Source organism: Gordonia sp. ABKF26, assembly GCF_041103195.1.
GTDB classification, from domain to species: Bacteria; Actinomycetota; Actinomycetes; order Mycobacteriales; family Mycobacteriaceae; genus Gordonia; species Gordonia terrae.
Genome location: NZ_JBGCVZ010000003.1, coordinates 4,656,486 through 4,677,332 on the forward strand (window position 1 = coordinate 4,656,486; position 20,847 = coordinate 4,677,332).

Below are 20,847 nucleotides of genomic sequence, written 5' to 3' on the forward strand. Positions count from 1 at the left end.
CAGTCAATCGAGGTTGCGCTGCAGGCCGTCCCGGACGGTGGAGATGTAGGTGACCAAGAGCCGGTCGATGGTGTCCTGGTCGGCGTGCAGGCTTCCGGGCCGCCAGGCGAGCGAGAGCAGGCCGTTCAACGCTGCCCACAGCGCCGTGGCGAGATCATCGGGATCGAGATCGTCTCGTACCAAGCCTGATTCGGCACTCTCCCTCAGCACCCGGGCGAGGCGGGCGTTCTGGGAACGGGTCAAGGCGGCGATTCGTTCCACCGCTTCGGGCTCCCCGGGAGGTTCGACCAGTATCCGGAACTCGTGCGGACGTTCGCGCGCGAATCTCGAGTACGCCTCGGCGACGAGTAGAAGTCGCTCCTCCACGCTGCCTTGCGCCGCGTACGCGGCGTCCATGTAGACGCGGCTCTCGTCGAGCGCCTGCTCGGCTACCGCGGTGAGCAGCGCCGACCTGCCGCCGACTCTGTTGTAGATGGTCTGCACGACAACATCCGCCTCGTCGGCGACCGCCTCGAGGGTCAGGGCGTCCGCCCCCTGCGTCGCGATGATCCGGCGCGCCGCGTCGACTACTGCACGGCGGTTCGCGGCAGCTCGTTGCTGGGTTCGGGTCATCGAGCGCGACCCTCGTGGAGCTGAGGCGTTCACTTCAGCACTGTAACCCAATCAATCCTTGGAACTACTTCCAATGTTGGTATCAATTCCATACACTGTGCATCGTGACTCGAACCGACGTACAGATCCCCTCCGGCGACGGCCACTGTGCCGCCTGGCTCTATCGGCCCGCGCACGCGCCCGAAGACCGGCCACGGCCGCTGATCGTGATGGGTCACGGGCTCGGCGGCGTCAAGGAGATGCGCCTCGACGCTTTTGCCGACCGGTTCACCGAGATGGGCTACGCATGCTTGGTCTTCGACTACCGCCATTTCGGGGCGAGTTCCGGCGAGCCGCGACAACTGCTCGACATCGACAGGCAGCTCCACGACTGGGAATCGGCCGTCTCGTATGCCCTATCCATAGAGGGCATCGATCCCGATCGAATCGTGTTGTGGGGGACTTCTTTCGGCGGCGGCCACGTGATCATCACCGCTGGCCGCGACTCGCGAGTCGCAGCGGTGATCGCGCAGTGCCCGTTCACCGACGGTCGCGCCTCGGCCTCCGCCATGCCGGCCCTGAGTTCGGCGAAGATCACCGGTCGTGCGCTACGGGACGCGATCGGGGCCAGGTTCGGGCGGTCACCGGTCATGATTCCGACCTACGGTCCGCCTGGATCAACTGCATTGATGTCCACCCCCGACAGCGTCGCCGGAATCACCGCTCTCATCCCTGACGGGAGCGACATCCCGAAGGACGTCGCCGCGCGATTCGCCCTCGACATCGTGCGCCACTTTCCTGGCAGGCAGGCGCGAAACGTGGCCTGCCCGATCTTCTTCGCCATCTGCGAACACGACAGCGTGGCCCCGTCGAGACCAACCCAGAAGTATGCAGCGCAGTCTCCGCACAGCGAGATCAAGCTCTACGGCGCCGGTCATTTCGACATCTACGTCGGCGACGACTTCGAGCGGAATGTCTCCGACCAGCTCGACTTTCTCTCCCGGCATGTCCCCGCCGGGCCCTGACCTCCACCCCGCCACGCAACACTCACAAGGACAACATGATGACCCACTACAACCTGGCCGGACGCACTGTCGTCATCACCGGCTCCACGGGCGGGCTCGGGACCGCTCTGTCAACAGCGTTGCGCGCCCGCGGCGCCAACCTCGCGCTGCTCGACCTCGACGGGGACGCGACAGCCTTGCAGGCCGGCAGACTCGGGCCGACGTCCGTGGCGCGGGGCTGGTCGGTCGACGTGACCGACCTCGCCGGCGTCCGCTCGGCAATTGACTCCGCGGCAGAACATTTCGGGCGTATCGACGTCGTCATCGCCAATGCGGGCATCTCCTCGATGGTACCGATGGAGACGATGCAACCCGCCATGTGGGAACGAATCATCGACATCAACCTGTCCGGCGTGTGGCGGACCTTCCACGCCGCCTTACCTCATGTGAAACCGCAACGCGGCTACTTGCTCGCCGTCTCCTCGATGGCGGCTTTCGTGCACTCACCGCTCAACGGCCCCTACGTCGCGAGCAAGGCAGGCGTCTGGGCTCTGTGCGATGCCACGCGCCTCGAGTTACGCCACGAGGGAGTCGGCGTGGGCAGCGTCCATCCCACGTTCTTCAAGACCCCGATGATGGATACCGTCCACTCCGATCCCGCCGGGAGCACCCTGTGGGGCGGCAACAAGGCCGGAATCTGGAAGATGATCCCACTCCAGACGGTTGTCGACGCCACTGTCGCCGGCATCGAACGGCGTGCCGACGTGATCGTCCCGACGCGCATGAACGCGATCGTCGCGCGCATCCCCGGGCTGATACGACCAGTCATCGATCGCATCGGTTTCCGCGGCAACACCATTCCCGCCGCCATCGAGTTGGCGTCTTAGTGGCACCGGAGGACAGAAAGATCAGATATCGATGCAGATCTTGCCGAAGTGCCGCAAGCCCGTCGCTTCGATCGCTCGGATCATCTCGAGCTGATCGCGTCTGCTGCCCACCGGCAATGCACCGCTGGCGTCGATACACCCAGCAGGGCTGAGTACGACCCGGGTCGTCGACGTCGGGAATCTCACCGCCGCTGTCGTACCGTGGGTCCGATGCGTATCGCGGTGGTGGAGGACGACGACGGGGTCGGTGATGCGCTCGTCGACGCCCTGACCGAGGTCGGTCACGAGCCCCGCCGGATGCGGCGCGGCGCCGATCTCTTACTCGGTCATCGAGATGTCGACCTCGCGCTGCTGGACCTGGGCCTGCCCGACGACGACGGCCTGACCGTGTTGCGCCGCTTGCGGACCGTCAGCGAGCTGCCGGTGGTGGTGCTCACCGCGCGGCACGACGAACGGTCCGTGGTGCGGGCACTTCGGGCGGGCGCCGACGACTATGTGGTCAAGCCGGCGCGGTTGGGCGAGTTGATGGCGCGACTGGAGGTGGCCGCCCGCCGCCGCGTCGTCGATGCGCCTGCCGTCGCCGAGCGACGGATCACGACCGGCGACATCGTGGTCGACCTCGATGCGCGACTGGTCACCGTGGCCGGCGTCGACGTGGCCCTGACCCCGAAGGAGTTCGAACTCCTCGGGCACCTCGTCGCGCGGCGCGGCGAGGCGGTCAGCCGCGAACAGTTGATGGATGCGATCTGGGGCGACGCCCATGTCGCGATCTCCCGAAGCCTCGACGTCCACATGACCGCACTCCGGGCGAAGCTCGGCAGGCCGGGCGTGATCGAGACGATCCGCGGGTTCGGCTACCGGTGGGGTTCCTGAACGATGTGGCGGCGCGTGCTGCTCGTGCTCGTCGCCTACTCGGCGATCGTGGTCCTGGGCCTGGCGGTCCCCCTCGCGACGACCGTGAGTCGCGAACGGCTGCAACGGTTCACCGAGAGCCGGACCGCGTCTGCGATCTACTTCGCCGACCTCGCCGATCGGGAACCGGAGATGCGGGGTACCGAGTTGCAGCGGGCCGTCGAACGCTATCGCGATCTCTACGACGAAGGTGTCGTGGTGGTGGATCGAGCCGGCACGACGCGCGCCTCGGCCGGCCTCTCGGCCCGGTCACCAGAGGTCGCCGAGGCCGTGTCCGGGGCATTGCGCAATCAGCGCACCCGGATCGCGTCGGGACTGACACCGTGGTCACCCGAATCGGTACTGGTGGCCATGCCGATCGGTACGGGCACCCAGGTCGATGGTGCGGTCGTCATCCAGGCGTCGACGTCGGCGGCGACACGCGATGTCGCCAGGACGTGGGCCGTGATCGCCGGCGGTGCCGTCGCGATGCTCGTGATCGGTTCCATCATCGCGGTTGCGTTGTCGCGGTGGACGGTTCGCCCACTCACCGCGTTGACGGCACGGGTGCGATCACTGCGCGCCTCGGTCATCGACGGCGGTCCGACACCGGTCGGTCCGGCAGCGGATGAAACGCCCCAGGGCGGACCGCCCGATCCCCGGCACACCGGCCCGCCGGAGGTCCGCGAGCTGTCCCGGATCTTCGACGCGATGGCAGCCGACGTCGAGAACGCCACCGGCGCCCAGCGCCGCCTGGTGGCCGACACCGCGCACGCACTTCGTAATCCGCTCGCGGCCGTGCGGTTTCGTCTCGACACCCTCGGGCTCGGATTGACCGGCCGCTCGCTCGAATCACATGAGAAGACCATCGTGGAGATCGACCGGCTCGACCGCATCGTCGACGACCTGCTCGTCCTGGCCACCGCCGAGTCGCGGCCCGCCGGCTCCACCACGGGGGTCTGCGACGTCGCCGCCGTACTGGTCGAACGGCACGACTTCTGGGCGGATGCGCTCGCGGATGAGGGGCTGTCGGCGTCGATCGTCTCGCCACCCCGACCGCGGTCGGTGATCGCCGCGCTCGACGAGGACGACCTCATCCGGGCGATGGACGTCCTGATGAGCAACGCGGTCAGCCACGCCGGGAAGGGAGCCCACGTGGAGTTGGGTTGTCGGTCCGAGGGCGCGCGAACCCGGATCTGGGTCGCCGACACCGGCCGCGGCGTGACGGACGACGAGTTGCCGCGCGTCACGGAGCGGTTCTTCCGCGCGTCGACCGGCGGCGTACCGGGGTCCGGACTCGGGTTGTCCATCGCTGCGGCCCTCGTCGACGCGGCCGGGGGCGAGCTGAGGGTTGCTGCCGGACGTCCCACCGGACTGCGGGTGGACCTCTGGATCCCGGCAGCGGAGGTCGACGTGGAGGACCTCTCCTAAGGGAGTGTTAGGAAACGTCGATCGGCTTCCGTTTCGCCTGTGACTGCATTCACAGTGTTAGGGGCACCGACGCCGGACCGGGTCGGGAGCACGTTCGACGATCTGGAGGACCCCGATGACCGACTCGCCCACCCGGCAGCCCGCGGACGCCCGGAGCGCACCGCCGACCTCGTCGGCCGCGGCGACGCGCCGTGCCGTGCTCAACACCCTGCGCGGGTCCTCCGGCAACCTCGTCGAGTGGTACGACGTCTACGTCTACACGGTGTTCGCGACGTACTTCGAGAGCCAGTTCTTCGACTCGGCCGACAAGAACTCGACCGTCTACGTGTACGCCATCTTCGCCGTCACCTTCCTGATGCGGCCGGTCGGCTCCTGGTTCTTCGGCCGGTACGCCGACCGTCGGGGCCGACGGGCCGCGCTGACCTTCAGCGTGTCGCTGATGGCGGCGTGCTCCCTGGTCATCGCGCTCACACCGGGTCGCGAATCGATCGGCGTGTGGGCGGCGGTCGTCCTGGTGCTCTGTCGTCTGGTGCAGGGATTCGCCACCGGAGGCGAGTACGGCGCGTCGGCCACCTACATGTCCGAGGCGGCCACCCGCGAGCGTCGCGGCTTCTTCTCGTCGTTCCAGTACGTCACGTTGATCGGCGGACACGTGCTGGCACAGCTCACCCTGCTGGTGATGCAGGTGTTCCTCGACAAGGAGCAGATCTCCGACTTCGGTTGGCGCATCGCGTTTCTCATCGGCGGTGTGGCCGCGGTGGTCGTCTTCTGGTTGCGCCGCAGCATGGACGAGTCGCTCACACCGGAGCAGTTGGAGGCCGTGCGCAGCGGGGCCGACTCCGAGTCCGGATCGATTCGCGAACTCGTCGTGAACTACTGGCGTCCCCTGCTGGTCTGCTTCCTGGTCACGATCGGCGGCACCATCGCCTTCTACACCTACAGCGTCAACGCACCGGCCATCGTCAAGACCGCCTACGAGGACCACGGCCGCACCGGGACGTGGATCAATCTCATCGGCCTGGTGTTCCTGATGGTGTTGCAGCCGATCGGCGGAATGATCAGCGACAAGGTCGGACGCAAGCCCGTCCTCATCTTCTTCGGCGTCGGCGGTGTCCTGTACACCTACGTCCTGATCACCTACCTGCCCCAGACGACCTCGGTGGCAACGTCGTTGACCCTGCTCGCCGTCGGCTACGTGATCCTCACCGGCTACACCTCGATCAATGCGATCGTGAAGGCGGAACTGTTCCCCTCGCACGTCCGTGCGCTGGGAGTGGGTCTGGGTTACGCGCTCGCGAACTCGGCATTCGGCGGCACCGCACCGCTGATCTACCAGGCGGCGAAGAACGGCGGTCACGTCCCGTGGTTCATCGCCTACGTCACGATCGTGATCGCGGTGTCGCTGATGGTGTACATCTTCGTCCTGCGCAACAAGGCGGAGACGCCGCTCGATCGCGAGCAGGGGCGGGCCTTCCTCGACGCAGGGGTCGGCGCGCGACGGGCCTAAGGTGGCACCATGTCGTTCGCGCGCGGGTCGGTGGGCCGGCGGACCATGCTCCGCGGTGCCACCGGCCTGGGCGCGCTGCTCCTGGTGTCCGCGTGTGGGACCGAGCGCGGGGCGCCGGTACGCCTGGCCGCCGGCGAGTCGGGCGGGTTCTTCTGGGAGTTCGCCGGACTGCTCGCCGCGGCGGCCGACCGGTCGGGCGCGCCGCCGATCCGCCCGCGTCGGTCCGGTGGCTCGGCCGAGAACCTCGACGCCCTGGCAGAGGGTTCCGCAGACCTGGCCATGAGCCTCAGTGACACGGCCATCGAACGTGCGAATCCACAACTGACCGCTCTCGGTTGCGTGTACGAGAACTACTTCCAGGTGGCCGTCCGCGCAGATTCCGGCATCGCGACGATCGCCGATCTGCGCGGACGGGTGGTGAGTGTCGGCGCGCCGGGTTCCGGTGCCGCGGGACTCTCCGAGCGGGTACTCGTCGCGGCCGGCCTCGACGCCGACCGCGACATCCGGCCGGTTCGCCAGACCATGCGGGACGCCGGCTCGGCGCTCGCCACGGGAGCGGTCGACGCCGTCATGTGGGCGGGTGGTCTGCCGACCCCGGCATTCACCGACCTGCGCGTGCCGATCGCCCTCCTCGATCTCGGTGGAGTCGTGGCGGCCTTACGACGGGAGCACGGGCCGGCGTACGAGCCCGTACGCATCCCGGCCGACATCTACGGCCGACACCCGGCGGTCACCACCGTCGGGGTCGCGAACCTGCTGCTCGCCCGTCGGGATGTGCCGGACGCGACCGCCGCGGCCGTCGTCGATCTGCTCCTCGACGACTCCGCACACCTCGTACCGTCGCAGGCGATCGGCAGTCAGTTCCTCGACGCGCAGTCATTGATCCTCACCGGCCCCATCCCCCTGCATCCGGGTGCCGCGCGTGAGTATCGCCGTCGGCACGGGTGAGCACACCTGCCGTTCACCGTTAGGGTGAGCACATGAAGCAGATGGCTTCCCGCCGCACCGAGTTCGTTACCGGATTGTTCGTGGTCACGCTGATCGCCGCCTGGTGCGGCACCTCAGATGCCGACGACTCACCCACAGGAGTCCCGACGACCGGGTCGTCGACGACGACCGCAGCGGCCGGCGACACGACGGCCCCCTCCCCTGTCGCGCAGAATGCCACGCCCGAGCCCACCGAGGTGACGGTGATGGGCGAGGACGACGTGGAGGTGACCCTCACCGGTCCGATCGCGGTGAAGTACGGGTCCGCGACGGGGGCACAGCGAGAAGCCCTGGGCAAGCCGCTGACCGGGGATCACAACGCGGGGACGCGCGACAGCGGCGTTGTCTATCAACAGTTCCGCGGTGGTGTGATCATCGCGAAGAACAGTGCCGCCGGAACGCCCGCCTACATCGTCACCTCCGGCAAGATCCGCGACGCGTGGAACACCGAGCGCGGGCCGGACGGGGTCCCGTTGCTCACCGGCACCAACGGTTCGGCCGGCCCGCTGGGGGTGCCCACCAGCGACGTGACAGTCGACGGAGACCTCGAGGTGGTGACCTTCGAACACGGCAGGATCACCGAGAACACATCGACGGGCGAGGTGACCGTGACGGTCAACGGCGAGACTGTTCCGGCGGGTCTGAAGTAGCCGATGGGACGCCGGATGGTCACGATCGCTGTCAGCATGGTGGTCGCGGTCGCCGGCGGTGGATGCTCGACGCAACCCGAGCCGTCGTCGTCGCCGACTTCGAGCAGCACACCATCTGCGGCAACCGCTCCCCCTGTACCTGCGGGAACGGAATCGGTCGACGTCGTCCGCGTCGAGTATCTCGATGACGCCGATGCCGACCCCGCCGAGAACTGGGCGAATCTGTACCTGCCTACCGGTGAGCAAGCCGACGACTCGCTGCCGCTCGTGACGATCATCCACGGTGGCGGTTGGGAAAGCCGTGCGGGCGCCGAGCAATTCGACGAGATGGCGAGGGATCTCACCGATCGCGGGCTGGCGGTTTACAACGTGGAGTACCGACGCCTGGGTACGGGCGGCGGGTGGCCCACCACCTTCCACGATGTGGCTCGCGCATTGGATCACGTGCCCGCGTTGGCAGAGTCCTACCCGCAGTTGCGAATCGACGACGAGTTGGTGATCGGTCACAGCGCCGGTGCGCAATTGGCCGTGTGGGGCGGCACGCGCCATCGCCTCACCGACGATGAAGTCGGCTCGCGTCCGGCCTTCGTTCCATCGCGAGTGGTGTCCATCTCGGGGCCCCTGGACATGCGCTATGCGGTCGGCCACGGCAACAACCGCGTCATCACTCACATACTCGGCGGCACACCTCAACAAGTCCCCGACCGCTACGACTCGGTGGATCCCATCCGCAATCTCGACCCCGCGCTACCGGTCACCATGTTTCACGGTCTGGCCGACACCGATGTCGATCCGAACAACTCGCGCCGCTATACGCGCGCCCTCGACGCCGCCGGCGGCTCGACCGAGCTGCAGCTGTTCGACGGCGAAACCCACACCTCACTCGTGCATCATCAGTCTCCCGCCTACAACCGCATCCTCGACCGGCTCGACGAGATCGCTCGGGCCGACATCGATGAGCTGCGCGACGAATAGCTACGCCGCGGCTCGGACGACCGGCCCCGATCGAGTTGCGTTGCGTTCCTTCCATTCCCACACGGCGTAGAGCACCTCGGTGGTGTACCCCAAGTCCATCCGCCCGCCACCGACCGGCACCGTCGCCGTTGCACCGATCCGGGAATCGGGCACCCAGCCCACCGGTTTCGAGGTCGGCGGGGCTGCCACGATCTCGACACCGTCCGGACTGCGAAAGGTGAACCGCTGCTCGCCGTGCGCGGTGATAGAGAACTCACCCCGATGCAACGACCGATGACACGACCCACACAACAAGATCAGATTGTCCGGATCCGTCCGCCCACCCGCCGACCAGAACCGCACATGATGGGCATGCAGATGACGCGTCCGACCACACCCTGGCATCTGACAACACCGATCGCGGAGGAACAACGCCCTGATCAGGGCCTTGTTCGGCGCCCGCGACTTACGCCCCAGACCCAACAACGCCAGCTTCCCCGGCTGCCCGGGAACCCTGCGGCTCGCCACCTCCCGCGTCGATGCCCCGCACCGAGCTTCGGCCACCTCGACTTCCGACAACCCGGGACCGTCATCGAGATGGGCAGACTCCACCCTTTCATCTGCATGGATCAGGATCTCCGCACCGGGTGCGAGTTCAGGCATCGCGATCCCGTCATGCACCATGCCGGCCATCACCACCACCGCCGGCGCCACATTCGACGGCACCTGCCGCCACAGATCCCGACGCCGCGACGGAACCACCTCCGAATCGCCGCCACCCGACTCAAATTCAGTGTTCCGCGGAACACTCTGCACGGCCGGTAGATCCGGGTCATCGCAGGTGCGAGTGCGTTCATACTCCGCACGCACCGCCCCGGCCAGAAACCGCGCACCATCCAACGGACTCAACCGCAACGACACCGACAACGACCCATCAGCATTCCACTTCCACCGACCCGTCGACTCCACCGGCGGCCCACTCCCCTCGACACCACGATCACGATCGATCTGAACCATCGCCCGCACCGCCCGATCCAACTGGCTCGCCGTGCACGACAACGCCAGATTCACCAACTCGGCCTCCCGCTCCGGGGTGGCCACCCGCGTCAACGCCCGAACCTTCGAATACGACAACCGACCCTCACCGAAAGCGTTGCGGATCATCGGCAATCCTCGGATCGCCTTCGCGACCCTCACTTGCTCATGCGCCGTTCGCGGCGCAATCCCAGCCTTCCACGACAACCAGTGCGCCAGCGAATGAATCCCCGGCCCCCGCCACGACCCCCGCTCAGCCAATTCCGCCACCAGTCCAAGGAAATCCGCTGTCAGCGCCGTGATCTGCGCGGCATACCCCAGCACCCGCCCCTCAAGAATCTCATCCGACAACGACGCCGGATCCGCATCGTCGAACATCGACGACACATCACCACCCGAACGAAAAGCACTGACCCCCACCGCAACCCCCTGAACCAGACGAACGGAACAGGACAAACGTATCGGCCGCCACCGACAATCCCCCGGGTCTCAACCCGAGGTCACGAGTGTTCCGCGGAACACTCCGTCTGTCGGGCGGTTCCGCCGGTCAGCTCGCCACTGTCCCCTGGCGAGCGACCTTCGGCTCGATGACCTCGGCCACGTAGGTCTTCCCCCACTCGTTCAGTGCCGACACGAACGGGCTCAACGCGTGGCCCTGCTCGGTGAGCGAATACTCGACCCTGGGTGGAACCTCGGGATAGGCAGTGCGTTGCACGATGCCGTCGCTCTCGAGTTCACGGAGTTGGCGGGTGAGGACGCGAGGCGTCACCGGGCCGACCGCGCGTCCGAGGGCGCCGTACCTCATCGGTCCCTCGAGGAGGTTCTTGACGATGGTCATCTTCCAGGAGCCGCCGAGCACGGCAACACTCACCTCGACCGGACACACCTCGTAGGCGCGTCGGACCGGGTCCCGCAGGGTGGACTCGTCCTCGCTCTCCATCGTCGACCTCCCGCCGGCTTTCATGTGGACATTGTCGTCCATATGGACGGTATTGTGCATACTACCGTCGATGCACGTAGTGCGTTAGACAGAAGTCATGCACAGTTCCGTCGAGCAACTCGAGAACACCTCGGTAGACCGCGACTTCGCGCGTTTCACGTCACCGACGATCCGGGCGTTTCTGGGCACGATCGCAGTCCTGGCGACGCCGGTGACCGCAGCCCTGTTCGACGTCGGTTCCGTCCCGGGGTGGGTCGCGACGGGCTGCGCCGGAGCGGTCCTGACACTCACCCACCTCGGGCTGCAGTTCCAGGCCGCGATCTTCGTCCTGCGAGACAGTCGATGGCTTCCGGCAGTCCTGGCCGCGGCTCTGTGCGCCGCGACGCTGGCCGCGCTCTACCTGCTGGCCCTTGACCACGGCGAGGGGTGGTACCTCGTGCTGGTCAGTGCTGTGGCGGTGGCCGTGTACGTCTCCTCGGTCGCGCAACCGGCACCTCGGTGAGGATGGCCCGACCATCCGTGTCGTCCGCGGCGCCGAACGCCATACCGGGAGACACACTCCGAAGGCCCCGGCGAAGCCAACTGCCGTAGCCGCACAGGCGAATCTCGATGCGCTGCCATCTCGCCGATGGTCGACGTCGAGCGGACAGGGAGGCAGTGCCACATGAAGGCAGACAGCTTCGAACCGGTGGTCGTCGACGACGGCCGGGACGAGTCCCCGGCAGGTCGGGCATTGGCGGTGATCTCGACACAGCGCGATCAGCTCACCATCCTGACCACTCACGGCAGCATCGATCTACTCACGGTTCCGCGGCTGGGTGCAGCTGTTCTGGAGGCGGTGAGCGAGCAACCCCGCGGGCTCATCATCGATCTCACCGCCACCGACTTCCTCGCGTCCTCCGGCATCGCTGCACTCCTCGCCGCCCACGCGGCCATCACCCCGGGCGGCCGGTTCGGCGTCGTAGCCGAGCATCCCGCGATCACGCGGCCCTTGCAGCTGTCCGGTCTCGATCGGACACTCTGCGTCTACCCCACTCTGACAGACGCTTTCGCGGCGATGACTCGATCCTGAACAGGCGCGGGCCCGAGAAGCCGCACGCTCATTCCGCGCCGAGAAACTGCACGAGCACCGCGTTCACCGCCTGCGGCGCCTCGATCGGGATGAGGTGCGTACCGGGGATGACAGCCAACCGGGCGCCCGCGATGGCCGCGACGACGTCGCGGCTGTGCTCGAGGGTCACCTCGTCCTGGTCGCCCTGCATCACCAGCGTCGGCACGGTGATCGCCGCCAGATCGCCGAGAACGATCTCGGGTTCGGTGTTGATCATGGCCATCGTCTTGGCGAAGATGACCGGGAAATGCTCTGCCCCGTCCGGGGATTCGGATGCGTACTCCGCGGCGAAGAATCCCATCAGCTCGTCGTCGGCAGTATCGAGCGCATCCAGGATGCCGCCGACCGCGCGCCCGGAACTGTTGTAGTACTGGCCGATGAGGACGAGATGACGGACCAGATCGGGCCGACGGAGCGCCACCATGACTCCCACCACCGCGCCGTCGCTCCACCCGACGATCTCGGCAGGTCCGCCGACGACCTCATCGAGATAAGCGATCGTCTCCTCGGCCATGTCCGCATAGTGGAACTCGTCCATCACGTCCGGGCTGTGGCCATGGCCGTGCCGCTCCGGGCAGAACACCTTCCAGCCCGCCTCGACGAGAGCGGGCACCTGGCCACCCCACGACGACGCGCCGGAGAACGCGCCGTGCAGCAGAACGACCGGTTGCCCATCACCCTGGATCTCATGCCACACACGAGTGTTCGGCCCGGGATGACTGATGGTCGTGTACTCGCGAATCGGAGACGTCACGGGACCAGGGTACGGGGACGTCGGCGCGCAATCCGCGGACTCGCGAAACGCCGCCGATCTGCCCGTCGAGGTCGAGGAAGCGGTGACGCCCTCAGCTTCCGACCAGAGCCGAATCCGAACTGCGCGAGAGCTGTTGCCGGTGCTCGTCGAGGACGCGGTAACCGTGGTAGTACGTCACGAGCATGAGAGCCCAGACCGCCATCGCGACGCTGTAGAACAGGGTGCGGTCGGCGTCGTCGCCGGGAATTCGGATGAAGTCATATGACGCGGCGACGAACGCGCCGAGCACGGTCGCGACCGCCACCCAGGTGCCGGGGCGCCGTTCGCCGATACGGACGAGGCGCGCGGCGACGTAGAGCATGAACGCCGCGGTGGCGAGGTTCGCGACGGTGTAGAAGACCGTCCACCCCGTGCTGACCGGCCGGACGTCGAGGGCACGGTCGAGCCCCACAGCGATTCCCGCTCCGATCACGAGAGCCTCGACGATCCAGCTCGGGCGGTACCGGTGGGTGACCACGAGCATCCCGAGGATGAACATGACCGTCATGCCGAACGACCGGGAGAACGCGTCGAAGAACACCATCAGGTGGTAGCTGACGCTGTCGTGGGACACCCCGGTGGCCGCGAGGATCAAGATGTTGGTGCCGGACACCGCGATCACCAGCCATTCGACGCCCAGCAGCAGGTTGCGATGGCGCCGTAGCAATCGGACACCGTAGACATAGCCCGCGCCCAACATCGCGAGGTTGGCGATCAACACCAACGTCATGTGAATCAAGCTCATGGCAACTCATCTCGGGTTGGTCCGGCGTCATGTCGAAGTGCGTCGGCGATGGCGTCTGCGACACGGTCGACGGCCTGGCGCGACGCCTTGCTGATGCGTGTCAGGGAGATGTAACCGTGGACCAGGCCGCCTTCGCGCATCACGCGCGTCGGTACGCCTGCGTCGATCAGCCGACGGGCGTACGCGATCGCCTCGTCGCGCAGCGGGTCGAATCCGGCGACGGTGATCAGCGTCGCCGGCGCCCGGGACAGATCGTCGGCGTACAGCGGCGAGACACGCGGGTCCGTCGCGGGATGGCCGTCGGGGACATAAAGCTTTGACAGCCAGTCGATCTGCTTGGCCGACAATGCGGGGTTGTCGGCGAACTCGGTACGTGACGGATGAGCGCCGACGCCGTCGACCACCGGATACATCAGCACCTGCATGAGGGGCCGGAGCGGTTCGTCGGCGAGATCGTTGGCGAGCACCGCACACAGGTTGGCCCCGGCGCTGTCACCGAGCAGCACGATCCGTTCCGGATCGACTCCCCACTCGGAAGCCTGATCGACAGCGAAACGCCACGCGTGCAACGCATCATCGACCGGGATGGGAAACCGCGCTTCGGGCGCGCGCCGGTATTCGACCGACAGGACGGCCACGCCCGCGCGGTCGGCGATGAGGCGGACCGGTGCGTCGTACCCGGCTCGACTGCCGAGCACGAAACCTCCGCCGTGCAGGAACACGACGAGTCCATCGGACCGGCCGGGCGGGCGATACAGGCTGGCGCGTATCCCGTTCGGCAGAGCGAGATCGTCGACGTCCATCGCCGGGGCGTCGTCGGCGAAGACCCGGCAATCGTTGTCCATCGCGACCCGTGCCTGCGCGACGGGCCCGTCGCTGAAGTCCGGACCGGAGGACGAGACCTTCATCAGGACGGCGATTTCCGGCGCCATGACGTCACCGTCGGAGTTCATGACGGGCGGCACGACACGGCTCAGCACGGTGTCGGGCAGACGACCGACAGCGGTGAACGCCGCGCGTTGACATCGTTCGAGAACCGTCATCATCGTGCAGCTTCCACCGCGGCCGGCCTGCCCACTTCCCGTTCGAGACGCGAGGAGAAGGTGAGCGCATCGCTGATCACGGGTTGGCGGAACATCTTCCGGTCCTCGAGGAAGACGCTCTTCATCTGCCACGGCATCTCATCACCCTGTCGAGGCAGTGCGTGCTTCGCGCGGAGCATGTAACCGGCATCGAGGTCGATGACCGGACGGGTGCCGGTGCCGTCGGGGGCAACCGCCGTCGCGGTGTCGAATCCGTGGGTGTCCATGTGGTGGAGCAATTCGATGAAGCTCTTGCCGAGCAGCCCGATCTTCAGCGTCCAGGACGATTTCGTGTAACCGACGGCCATGACCCAGTTCGGCACGCCGGACAGCATCATCCCCCGGTAGACCACCGACGACGGCAGATCGACGGGACGACCGTCGACGGTGAGGTCGATACCGCCGAGGAGCCGCATGTTGAGTCCCGTCGCGGTCACGATCAGGTCGGCCTCCAGCTTCTCGCCGGATTCGAGTTCGATGCCGTCCGGGACGAACCGCCGGATCCGGTCGGTGACGACGGACGCATCGCCGGTGCGGATGGAGGTGAAGAAGTCACCGTCCGGCGCGAGGCACAGGCGCTGGTCCCACGGGTCGTAGGGCGGGTTGAAATGCTTGTCGACGTCGAACCCGGCGGGCAGCTCTCTGGTGTTGAGGTAGCGGATCATTCGCCGCGACGCCTTCGGGAACGTGGTGAGCGTCTTGACGACTGCCCAATCGGCCCACACGTTCTTCCATCGAGTCGCCAGGTACCCGCGACGCTCGCCGAGCAACTTGGTCAACGTGAGGCTCAGTCCGTCGATCCGCGGCATCGTCATGATGTACGACGGCGTCCGCTGGAGCATCGTGACGTGCGACGCCGCACCCGGTCCCTTCAGCATCGACGGGATCAGCGTGATCGCAGTGGCACCGCTGCCGATCACAACCACCTTCTTACCGGTGTGGTCGTAGTCCTCGGGCCAGTGCTGCGGGTGGATGATGTCACTCGCGAAGTCGTCCCGGCCCTCGAACTCGGGGGTGTAACCCTCGTCGTACCGGTAATAACCGGTGGCACCGAAAACCCAACCGGCCGTAATGATGTCGTGCCGGACGGCCCCGTCCGTGTCGGTGATGTCCACCGCCAGCGTCCACCGCGCGTCGCTCCCCGACCAGTCCGCGGACGTGACGTGGTGGCGATACCGGACGATCGCGCCGAGGCCGTATTCGTCGACGGTCTCGGCGAGGTAGTCCTTGATCAGCGGCGCGTCCGCGATGGCGGTCTCGTGCCGCCAGCTCTTGAACTCGTAGGCGAAGGTGTGCAGGTCGGAGTCCGACCGAATACCGGGGTAGCGGAACAGGTCCCATGTCCCGCCGATTGCGTCGCGACCCTCCAGGAGGGCCACCTTCTTCGTCGGGAACTCCTGCGTGATGTAGACGGCGGCACCGATCCCCGAGATCCCGCCGCCGATGATGACGACGTCGAAATTCTCCGGTGAGGTGGGTGAGTGTCCGGGCATGATCCTCTGCCTCCCTTGCGCGCCGGGGAGCCGACGACTTGGCTTGAACGACTGTGTGATGGGCATAGCCTGCCGACGCGGGTGTAACGCGCGCCACAGCAGATGTGAGCGTCTTCGACGATCGGAGTGTGCATTCCTCACACACTTCGCTCGCCCGTCGCCGCCGGCAGCGCACCGACCTCCGGGACCGGTGCACTCTGCACCGCGGCCACCCCGGAAACGCTGAAACATGCGGATGGGCAACGGGCCCGGAGATGTCGATAGTGAGACCTGCGCCACATTCGATCGGACAGACAGGAAGTGCCATGACCAGCCTCGACACCGCCATCCAGCGAGTCCCGAGTACGACACCCGCCGCCGACATCCTCGCTATCGTCGCGCGAGACGGAGGCGTCGTCATCGAAGGACTGCTGTCCCCTGAACAGGTCTCGCGCTTCAACGCCGAGATCGACCCCTCGGTCGCGGCCCTGGCACCGGGCAGCACACACGAGAACGAGATCGTGCAGGAGTTCCACGGCGTCAACACCAAGCGGTTGACCAACCTGGTCAACCGCAGTGACGTGTTCCGGGACGAGATCATCGACCTCGACCTGGTCCACGAACTGTGCGACGCGCGGTTCCTGGAAGAGTCAGGAACCTACTGGATGACCACCGCCCAGGTCATCGAGATCGGGCCCGGCAACCGTGCCCAGATGCTGCACCGAGACCTGGAGAACTGGTACCCCTTCGTCGGGATGGGACCGGCCGGACCCGAGATCACGTTGAACTTCCTCATCGCGCTGACCGATTTCACCGAGGAGAACGGGGCCACGCGGGTCATTCCGGGCAGCCACCTCTGGAGCGACTTCGAGGATCGCGGATCCCCGGAGCAGACGATTCCGGCGACGATGAAGCCCGGTGACGCACTGTTCATCAGCGGGAAGACGGTTCACGGCGGTGGTGCCAACGTCACCGCCGATCAATATCGGCGTGCGGTGTCGTTCGCGTTCAACCCCGGCTACCTCGTGGGCGAGGAGGCCTACCCCTTCCTCGTGTCGCGGGACGTGGCCGCCGGCCTGCCCGAGCGCGTGCAGCGCATCCTCGGCTTCCGTTCGCAGTACCCCCTCGGCTCGCCGGGACTCTGGCAGGTCGACTACGCCGAACTCGCCGACTACTTGGGCCTGTAGTCGAAGTCTGCCGGAATCACTGATGCCCGAGGCTCTCGCGAGGAGACTGGCTGGCATGACGACGCCGAATCAGCCGTGGCCCGACCCTTCCGAGTCGGTGTCACGGTTGATCCGCGAGCTGGCCGAGACACTGCTCGCCCGGTTGGACGAGGTCATCGCCGACGCGACCGCCGCGTCCATCGCGGAGCCCCAGTACCGGACGATCGCCGACGACCCGACACTCGCCGACGCAGACGCACGCCTGGTCGTGTCGCTCGTCAAGCACTGGGTGACGTCCAACATCACCGAACCGGGCAAGCGGGTGCGGCCACTCGGCGGGGCCGAGATGCGCACGTTCGCACGCGATGTCGTGCTGCGCGGTCTCGTCGCCGACGATGTGGGCGCCTGGCGGTCGGTACAGCGCGTCTGCTGGAAATGGTGGCTGACAGCGTGTTTCGACGCCACCGACGATCCGGCGGAGCTCCGCGAACTGTGCGAGGTCTCGGGCAACACGCTGACCACGTTCACCGACGACGCGATGGCGGAGCTGAGCGAATATGTGCGGCGGATCTCCGACGAGCTCGCCGGCGGTTCTCAGTTGCAGCGATACGCCACGGTCGAGTTGCTGCTGCAGGGTGCGGACATCTCTACCGCGCATGCCGAGGAGCAGCTGGGATATGCGCTGACCGGATCACACCTCGGTGTGGTGGTCTGGGTCGATTCCGAGGACGACGTCGGCTCGCTCGACCGCGCTGCCGAACAGGTGATGCGGGCGTGTGGCGCCGATCGTCGTCTCACCGTGGTCGCCGGAACAGCGACGTTGTGGCTCTGGATTCCGACGGCCGCCACGCCGTCGCCCGACGCTGTCATCGATCGACTCCGCGGCCATCGGCACGTCCGCGTGGCTCTCGGACGTCCGGCGCGGAGCGCGGCCGGCTTCCGCCGGACGCATATGGATGCCGCTGCAGCGCAGCGTCTTCTGGTCCGTCTGGATTCTCAGATGACGGTGGTGCGCTACGAAGACGTCCATCTCGTCGATCTCATCTCGGGAGACGTGGCCGCCGCCGACCGTTTCGTGGCAGATGTCCTCGGCGACTTCCTCGACGCGAGTCCCGTTCTCCATCGGACGGTGCTCGTCCATGTGGAGGAGGGCCTGAACCGGACCAGCACGGCCGAACGGTTGTACACCCACCGCAACACCATCGACCGCCGCCTGGCCCGGGTCGACGAGCTGCTCCCTACACCGTTCGCACAGAACCCGACCGAGGTGGTCGTCGCGCTCACCCTGTTGCGGGTCCGGCGGGGCGGTGAGTGACCGTCGAACCGACCCCGGCCGGCTGCCGATCAGATCCGGAACGGCCAGCCGGTGATCTTCTTCTCTCGCGGCGGGGCGTAGGTCCGCACCTTCGACGTCGAGAGTCCCATCCGGACAAGGCCTTCGGCGATCGTGACGGCTGAACGCACGCCGTCGACGATCGGGACGCCGGTCGCTTCGCGGACCTGCTCCTCGAGCTCGGCCATTCCGCCGCAGCCGAGGCAGATCACCTCGGCGTGATCGTCGGCCACGGCGCGCGTCGACTGTTCGACGATCGCCTTGACCGCACGCTCCGGGTCCGACTCCAGTTCGAGCACACCGAGTCCCGAGGCCCGAACCGATGCGCAGCGCTGATCGAGGCCGGCGAGCTTGAGCCGGTCCTCGATGAGCGGGACGGTCCGATCCAGCGTCGTCACGACCGAGAAGCGGTGTCCCAGATACATCGCCGTCGACGCCGCGGCCTCGGTGATGTCGACGACGGGGACCTCCAGAAGTTCCTGCAGTCCCTCGCGGCCGTGCTCGCCGTACCCGGCCTGGATCACCGCGTCGTACGGCTCCGGGTAGGCGAGGATCGCGTCCATCACCGCGATGGCGGCGAGGTAGGACTCGAAGTTGCCCTCGCACGAGTCGGCGCCGAATCGCGGTGTGATGCCGACGATCTCGGTGCCCGGTGAGGCCACCGATCGAGCCGAATCGGCAATGGCCTCGGTCATCGACTCGGTGGTGTTCACGTTGGCGACGAGGATGCGCATCAGATCTTCTTCCTGATCAGTGGGTGCTGGCGACGGAGATCGGCTCGCCCGAGACCTCGGCGAACGGCCCGCGACGGTCGGCGACCACCAGGTAGACCACCGCCCCGAGACCGGCGCCGATGAACCAGGAGAATTCCGAGATCACTTCGAAGGCCGGGACGAACGCCATCACCAGGGCGATGGCGGCGGTCGGGACCAGCGCGGCGACGGCCCGCATGTTCACCCCGCCGCGGTAGTGGTAGGCGGCGTCGGGAGCCTCGCTGAACAGCGCGGGTACATCGATCCGAGCACGCCGGACGAGCCAGTAGTCGGCCATCACGATGCCGAACAGCGGTCCGAGAAGTGCACCGAGCCCGCCCAGGAAGTAGTTGATCACCGCGGGAGAGTTGTAGAGGTTCCACGGCAGGATCACCAGCCCGATGACCGCGGTGACCAGCGCTGCGCGCCGGAAGTCGAGATGCCGCGGAAAGAGGTTCGACAGCGCATAGATCGGCGCGACGAAGTTGGCCATGAGGTTCACCGCGACGGTGAGAATGAGCAGCGCGAGGCAGGCCAGCACCAGCAGGAAGGTGTTGGGCACCGTCTGGACGATGTCCGCCGGCGATTCGATGACCGTGCCGTTGATCCGGAACTGCGCGCCGGCGAGGACGACCACGATGCCGCCGAACAGCAGCATGTTGAGCGGGATGCCCCAGAAATTGCCGCCCACGATGGCTTTTCGCGATTCGGCGTTTCGGGTGAAGTCGCAGAAGTTGAGGACGAAGGTGCCGTAGATCGCGACCCAGAGGCTGGCGCCACCGATGATCTGGAGCCACATGTCCACGCCGGTCAACGAATCGGGCGTCGACCACGCGATGGTCCAGTCGGCGTTGCTGAGCATCCAGATGGCGAGGGACACCATCGTGATCAGGATGACCGGACCGGCGAACGCCTCGTAGCGGCGGATCATCTCCATGCCGTAGCTGACGATGATCACCTGGATCACCCACAGGGACACGAAGGCGATCCAGCCCAGGGTCGACAGCCCGAGGAAGCGGTTGGTGTCCAGATCGGCCGCGCCGGGGAACAAGGCCACCAGCATGATCCGCAGGACGACGGAGGCGAGGTAGGTCTGGATGCCGAACCACGCGATGGCCACTCCGCCACGGATGAGGGCGGGGATCTGCGCGCCACGGATGCCGAACGAGATGCGGCTCATCACCGGGAACGGCACACCGGTCTTCTCCCCCATGAACCCGGAGAGGTTCAGCAGCAGGAAGAGGAAGACGCCGCCCAGCACCAGCGCGGTCAGGATCTGCCAGCCGCCGAGTCCGAGCGCGAAGAGTCCGATGGCGAAGGCGTAATTGCCCAGGCTGTGGACGTCGTTGGCCCACAACGTGAAGATGTTGTAGCTGCTCCAGCGTCGACCGACACGGCTCGTGGGCGCGAGGTCGTCGTTGTAGAGCTTCGGACTCAGCCCATCCGGGACGACGCCGGTGGTACCGGAGACATCCTCACCGACGGGAACTGTGTGCTGCTCAGTGCTCATCTCTGC

The 20,847-nt window shown here is 66.8% G+C and carries 21 protein-coding genes; 12 read left to right on the top strand and 9 right to left on the bottom strand.

Going from position 1 to position 20,847, the window contains the following annotated elements; translation table 11 throughout:
- Nucleotides 1-3 precede the first annotated feature (3 nt).
- Entirely contained in the window at nucleotides 4-612 is a 609-nt protein-coding gene (locus AB4Z55_RS21560; protein WP_369520486.1) for a TetR/AcrR family transcriptional regulator, read from the bottom strand.
- Between the two features lie 101 nt (nucleotides 613-713).
- Here AB4Z55_RS21560 and AB4Z55_RS21565 point away from each other — a divergent pair, with 101 nt between their 5' ends.
- The 8 genes from AB4Z55_RS21565 (at nucleotide 714) to AB4Z55_RS21600 (ending at nucleotide 8,923) form a co-directional block, all read left to right on the top strand.
- Complete coding sequence (locus AB4Z55_RS21565) at nucleotides 714-1,616, top strand: alpha/beta hydrolase (protein ID WP_369521043.1); 903 nt, start codon at nucleotides 714-716, stop codon at nucleotides 1,614-1,616.
- 38 nt (nucleotides 1,617-1,654) lie between these two features.
- Nucleotides 1,655-2,482 carry an SDR family NAD(P)-dependent oxidoreductase gene (locus AB4Z55_RS21570; protein WP_369520487.1) on the top strand — a complete coding sequence of 276 codons (828 nt, stop codon included), beginning with the start codon at nucleotides 1,655-1,657 and terminating at the stop codon, nucleotides 2,480-2,482.
- Between the two features lie 210 nt (nucleotides 2,483-2,692).
- Nucleotides 2,693-3,355 (top strand): response regulator transcription factor, encoded by a 663-nt coding sequence (locus AB4Z55_RS21575; protein WP_239402819.1) that lies wholly within the window; start codon nucleotides 2,693-2,695, stop codon nucleotides 3,353-3,355.
- Between the two features lie 3 nt (nucleotides 3,356-3,358).
- Nucleotides 3,359-4,804 (top strand): sensor histidine kinase, encoded by a 1,446-nt coding sequence (locus tag AB4Z55_RS21580; protein ID WP_369520488.1) that lies wholly within the window; start codon nucleotides 3,359-3,361, stop codon nucleotides 4,802-4,804.
- Between the two features lie 115 nt (nucleotides 4,805-4,919).
- A complete protein-coding gene (locus tag AB4Z55_RS21585) occupies nucleotides 4,920-6,311 on the top strand; it encodes an MFS transporter (protein ID WP_004020228.1) in 1,392 nt (463 codons plus the stop codon).
- 9 nt (nucleotides 6,312-6,320) lie between these two features.
- Nucleotides 6,321-7,259: a TAXI family TRAP transporter solute-binding subunit gene (locus AB4Z55_RS21590; protein WP_004020229.1), complete on the top strand. Its 939-nt coding sequence runs from the start codon at nucleotides 6,321-6,323 to the stop codon at nucleotides 7,257-7,259.
- A gap of 32 nt (nucleotides 7,260-7,291) precedes the next feature.
- A complete protein-coding gene (locus tag AB4Z55_RS21595; protein ID WP_369520489.1) occupies nucleotides 7,292-7,948 on the top strand; it encodes an LGFP repeat-containing protein in 657 nt (218 codons plus the stop codon).
- Nucleotides 7,949-7,963: 15 nt separating this feature from the next.
- Nucleotides 7,964-8,923 carry an alpha/beta hydrolase gene (locus AB4Z55_RS21600; RefSeq protein ID WP_369520490.1) on the top strand — a complete coding sequence of 320 codons (960 nt, stop codon included), beginning with the start codon at nucleotides 7,964-7,966 and terminating at the stop codon, nucleotides 8,921-8,923.
- Here AB4Z55_RS21600 and AB4Z55_RS21605 read toward each other — a convergent pair whose 3' ends face one another.
- Both AB4Z55_RS21605 and AB4Z55_RS21610 read right to left on the bottom strand, forming a co-directional pair.
- Nucleotides 8,924-10,315, bottom strand: coding sequence for a DUF222 domain-containing protein (locus AB4Z55_RS21605; RefSeq protein WP_369520491.1), 1,392 nt, complete (start codon nucleotides 10,313-10,315; stop codon nucleotides 8,924-8,926).
- Between the two features lie 169 nt (nucleotides 10,316-10,484).
- Nucleotides 10,485-10,877 (bottom strand): helix-turn-helix domain-containing protein, encoded by a 393-nt coding sequence (locus AB4Z55_RS21610; protein ID WP_248645542.1) that lies wholly within the window; start codon nucleotides 10,875-10,877, stop codon nucleotides 10,485-10,487.
- A 97-nt stretch (nucleotides 10,878-10,974) separates the two neighbouring features.
- Between AB4Z55_RS21610 and AB4Z55_RS21615 the strand changes: the two genes are divergently transcribed.
- A complete protein-coding gene (locus tag AB4Z55_RS21615; RefSeq protein ID WP_248644867.1) occupies nucleotides 10,975-11,379 on the top strand; it encodes a hypothetical protein in 405 nt (134 codons plus the stop codon).
- Between the two features lie 162 nt (nucleotides 11,380-11,541).
- The gene (locus AB4Z55_RS21620) at nucleotides 11,542-11,949 is read left to right on the top strand and encodes an STAS domain-containing protein (RefSeq protein WP_248644866.1); all 408 of its coding nucleotides are present in this window, start codon (nucleotides 11,542-11,544) and stop codon (nucleotides 11,947-11,949) included.
- 28 nt (nucleotides 11,950-11,977) lie between these two features.
- Here the strand turns inward: AB4Z55_RS21620 and AB4Z55_RS21625 are convergent, their stop codons facing one another.
- The 4 genes from AB4Z55_RS21625 to AB4Z55_RS21640 all read right to left on the bottom strand — a co-directional run bounded on the left by AB4Z55_RS21625 (nucleotide 11,978) and on the right by AB4Z55_RS21640 (nucleotide 16,101).
- Complete coding sequence (locus AB4Z55_RS21625) at nucleotides 11,978-12,742, bottom strand: alpha/beta fold hydrolase (protein ID WP_239402811.1); 765 nt, start codon at nucleotides 12,740-12,742, stop codon at nucleotides 11,978-11,980.
- Nucleotides 12,743-12,833: 91 nt separating this feature from the next.
- Entirely contained in the window at nucleotides 12,834-13,526 is a 693-nt protein-coding gene (locus AB4Z55_RS21630) for a hypothetical protein (RefSeq protein WP_369520492.1), read from the bottom strand.
- Nucleotides 13,523-14,572 carry an alpha/beta hydrolase gene (locus AB4Z55_RS21635; RefSeq protein ID WP_369520493.1) on the bottom strand — a complete coding sequence of 350 codons (1,050 nt, stop codon included), beginning with the start codon at nucleotides 14,570-14,572 and terminating at the stop codon, nucleotides 13,523-13,525. Before AB4Z55_RS21635 ends, AB4Z55_RS21630 begins: the two co-directional genes overlap by 4 nt.
- Nucleotides 14,569-16,101, bottom strand: coding sequence for a flavin-containing monooxygenase (locus AB4Z55_RS21640; RefSeq protein WP_369520494.1), 1,533 nt, complete (start codon nucleotides 16,099-16,101; stop codon nucleotides 14,569-14,571). Before AB4Z55_RS21640 ends, AB4Z55_RS21635 begins: the two co-directional genes overlap by 4 nt.
- A gap of 305 nt (nucleotides 16,102-16,406) precedes the next feature.
- Between AB4Z55_RS21640 and AB4Z55_RS21645 the strand changes: the two genes are divergently transcribed.
- Together AB4Z55_RS21645 and AB4Z55_RS21650 are read left to right on the top strand one after the other, a co-directional pair.
- Nucleotides 16,407-17,267 (top strand): phytanoyl-CoA dioxygenase family protein, encoded by an 861-nt coding sequence (locus AB4Z55_RS21645; protein WP_369520495.1) that lies wholly within the window; start codon nucleotides 16,407-16,409, stop codon nucleotides 17,265-17,267.
- A 55-nt stretch (nucleotides 17,268-17,322) separates the two neighbouring features.
- The gene (locus AB4Z55_RS21650; protein ID WP_101820268.1) at nucleotides 17,323-18,561 is read left to right on the top strand and encodes a CdaR family transcriptional regulator; all 1,239 of its coding nucleotides are present in this window, start codon (nucleotides 17,323-17,325) and stop codon (nucleotides 18,559-18,561) included.
- 29 nt (nucleotides 18,562-18,590) lie between these two features.
- Here the strand turns inward: AB4Z55_RS21650 and AB4Z55_RS21655 are convergent, their stop codons facing one another.
- The gene (locus AB4Z55_RS21655; protein ID WP_354560398.1) at nucleotides 18,591-19,313 is read right to left on the bottom strand and encodes an aspartate/glutamate racemase family protein; all 723 of its coding nucleotides are present in this window, start codon (nucleotides 19,311-19,313) and stop codon (nucleotides 18,591-18,593) included.
- A 16-nt stretch (nucleotides 19,314-19,329) separates the two neighbouring features.
- Nucleotides 19,330-20,841 carry an NCS1 family nucleobase:cation symporter-1 gene (locus AB4Z55_RS21660; RefSeq protein WP_004020243.1) on the bottom strand — a complete coding sequence of 504 codons (1,512 nt, stop codon included), beginning with the start codon at nucleotides 20,839-20,841 and terminating at the stop codon, nucleotides 19,330-19,332.
- Nucleotides 20,842-20,847: the final 6 nt, after the last annotated feature.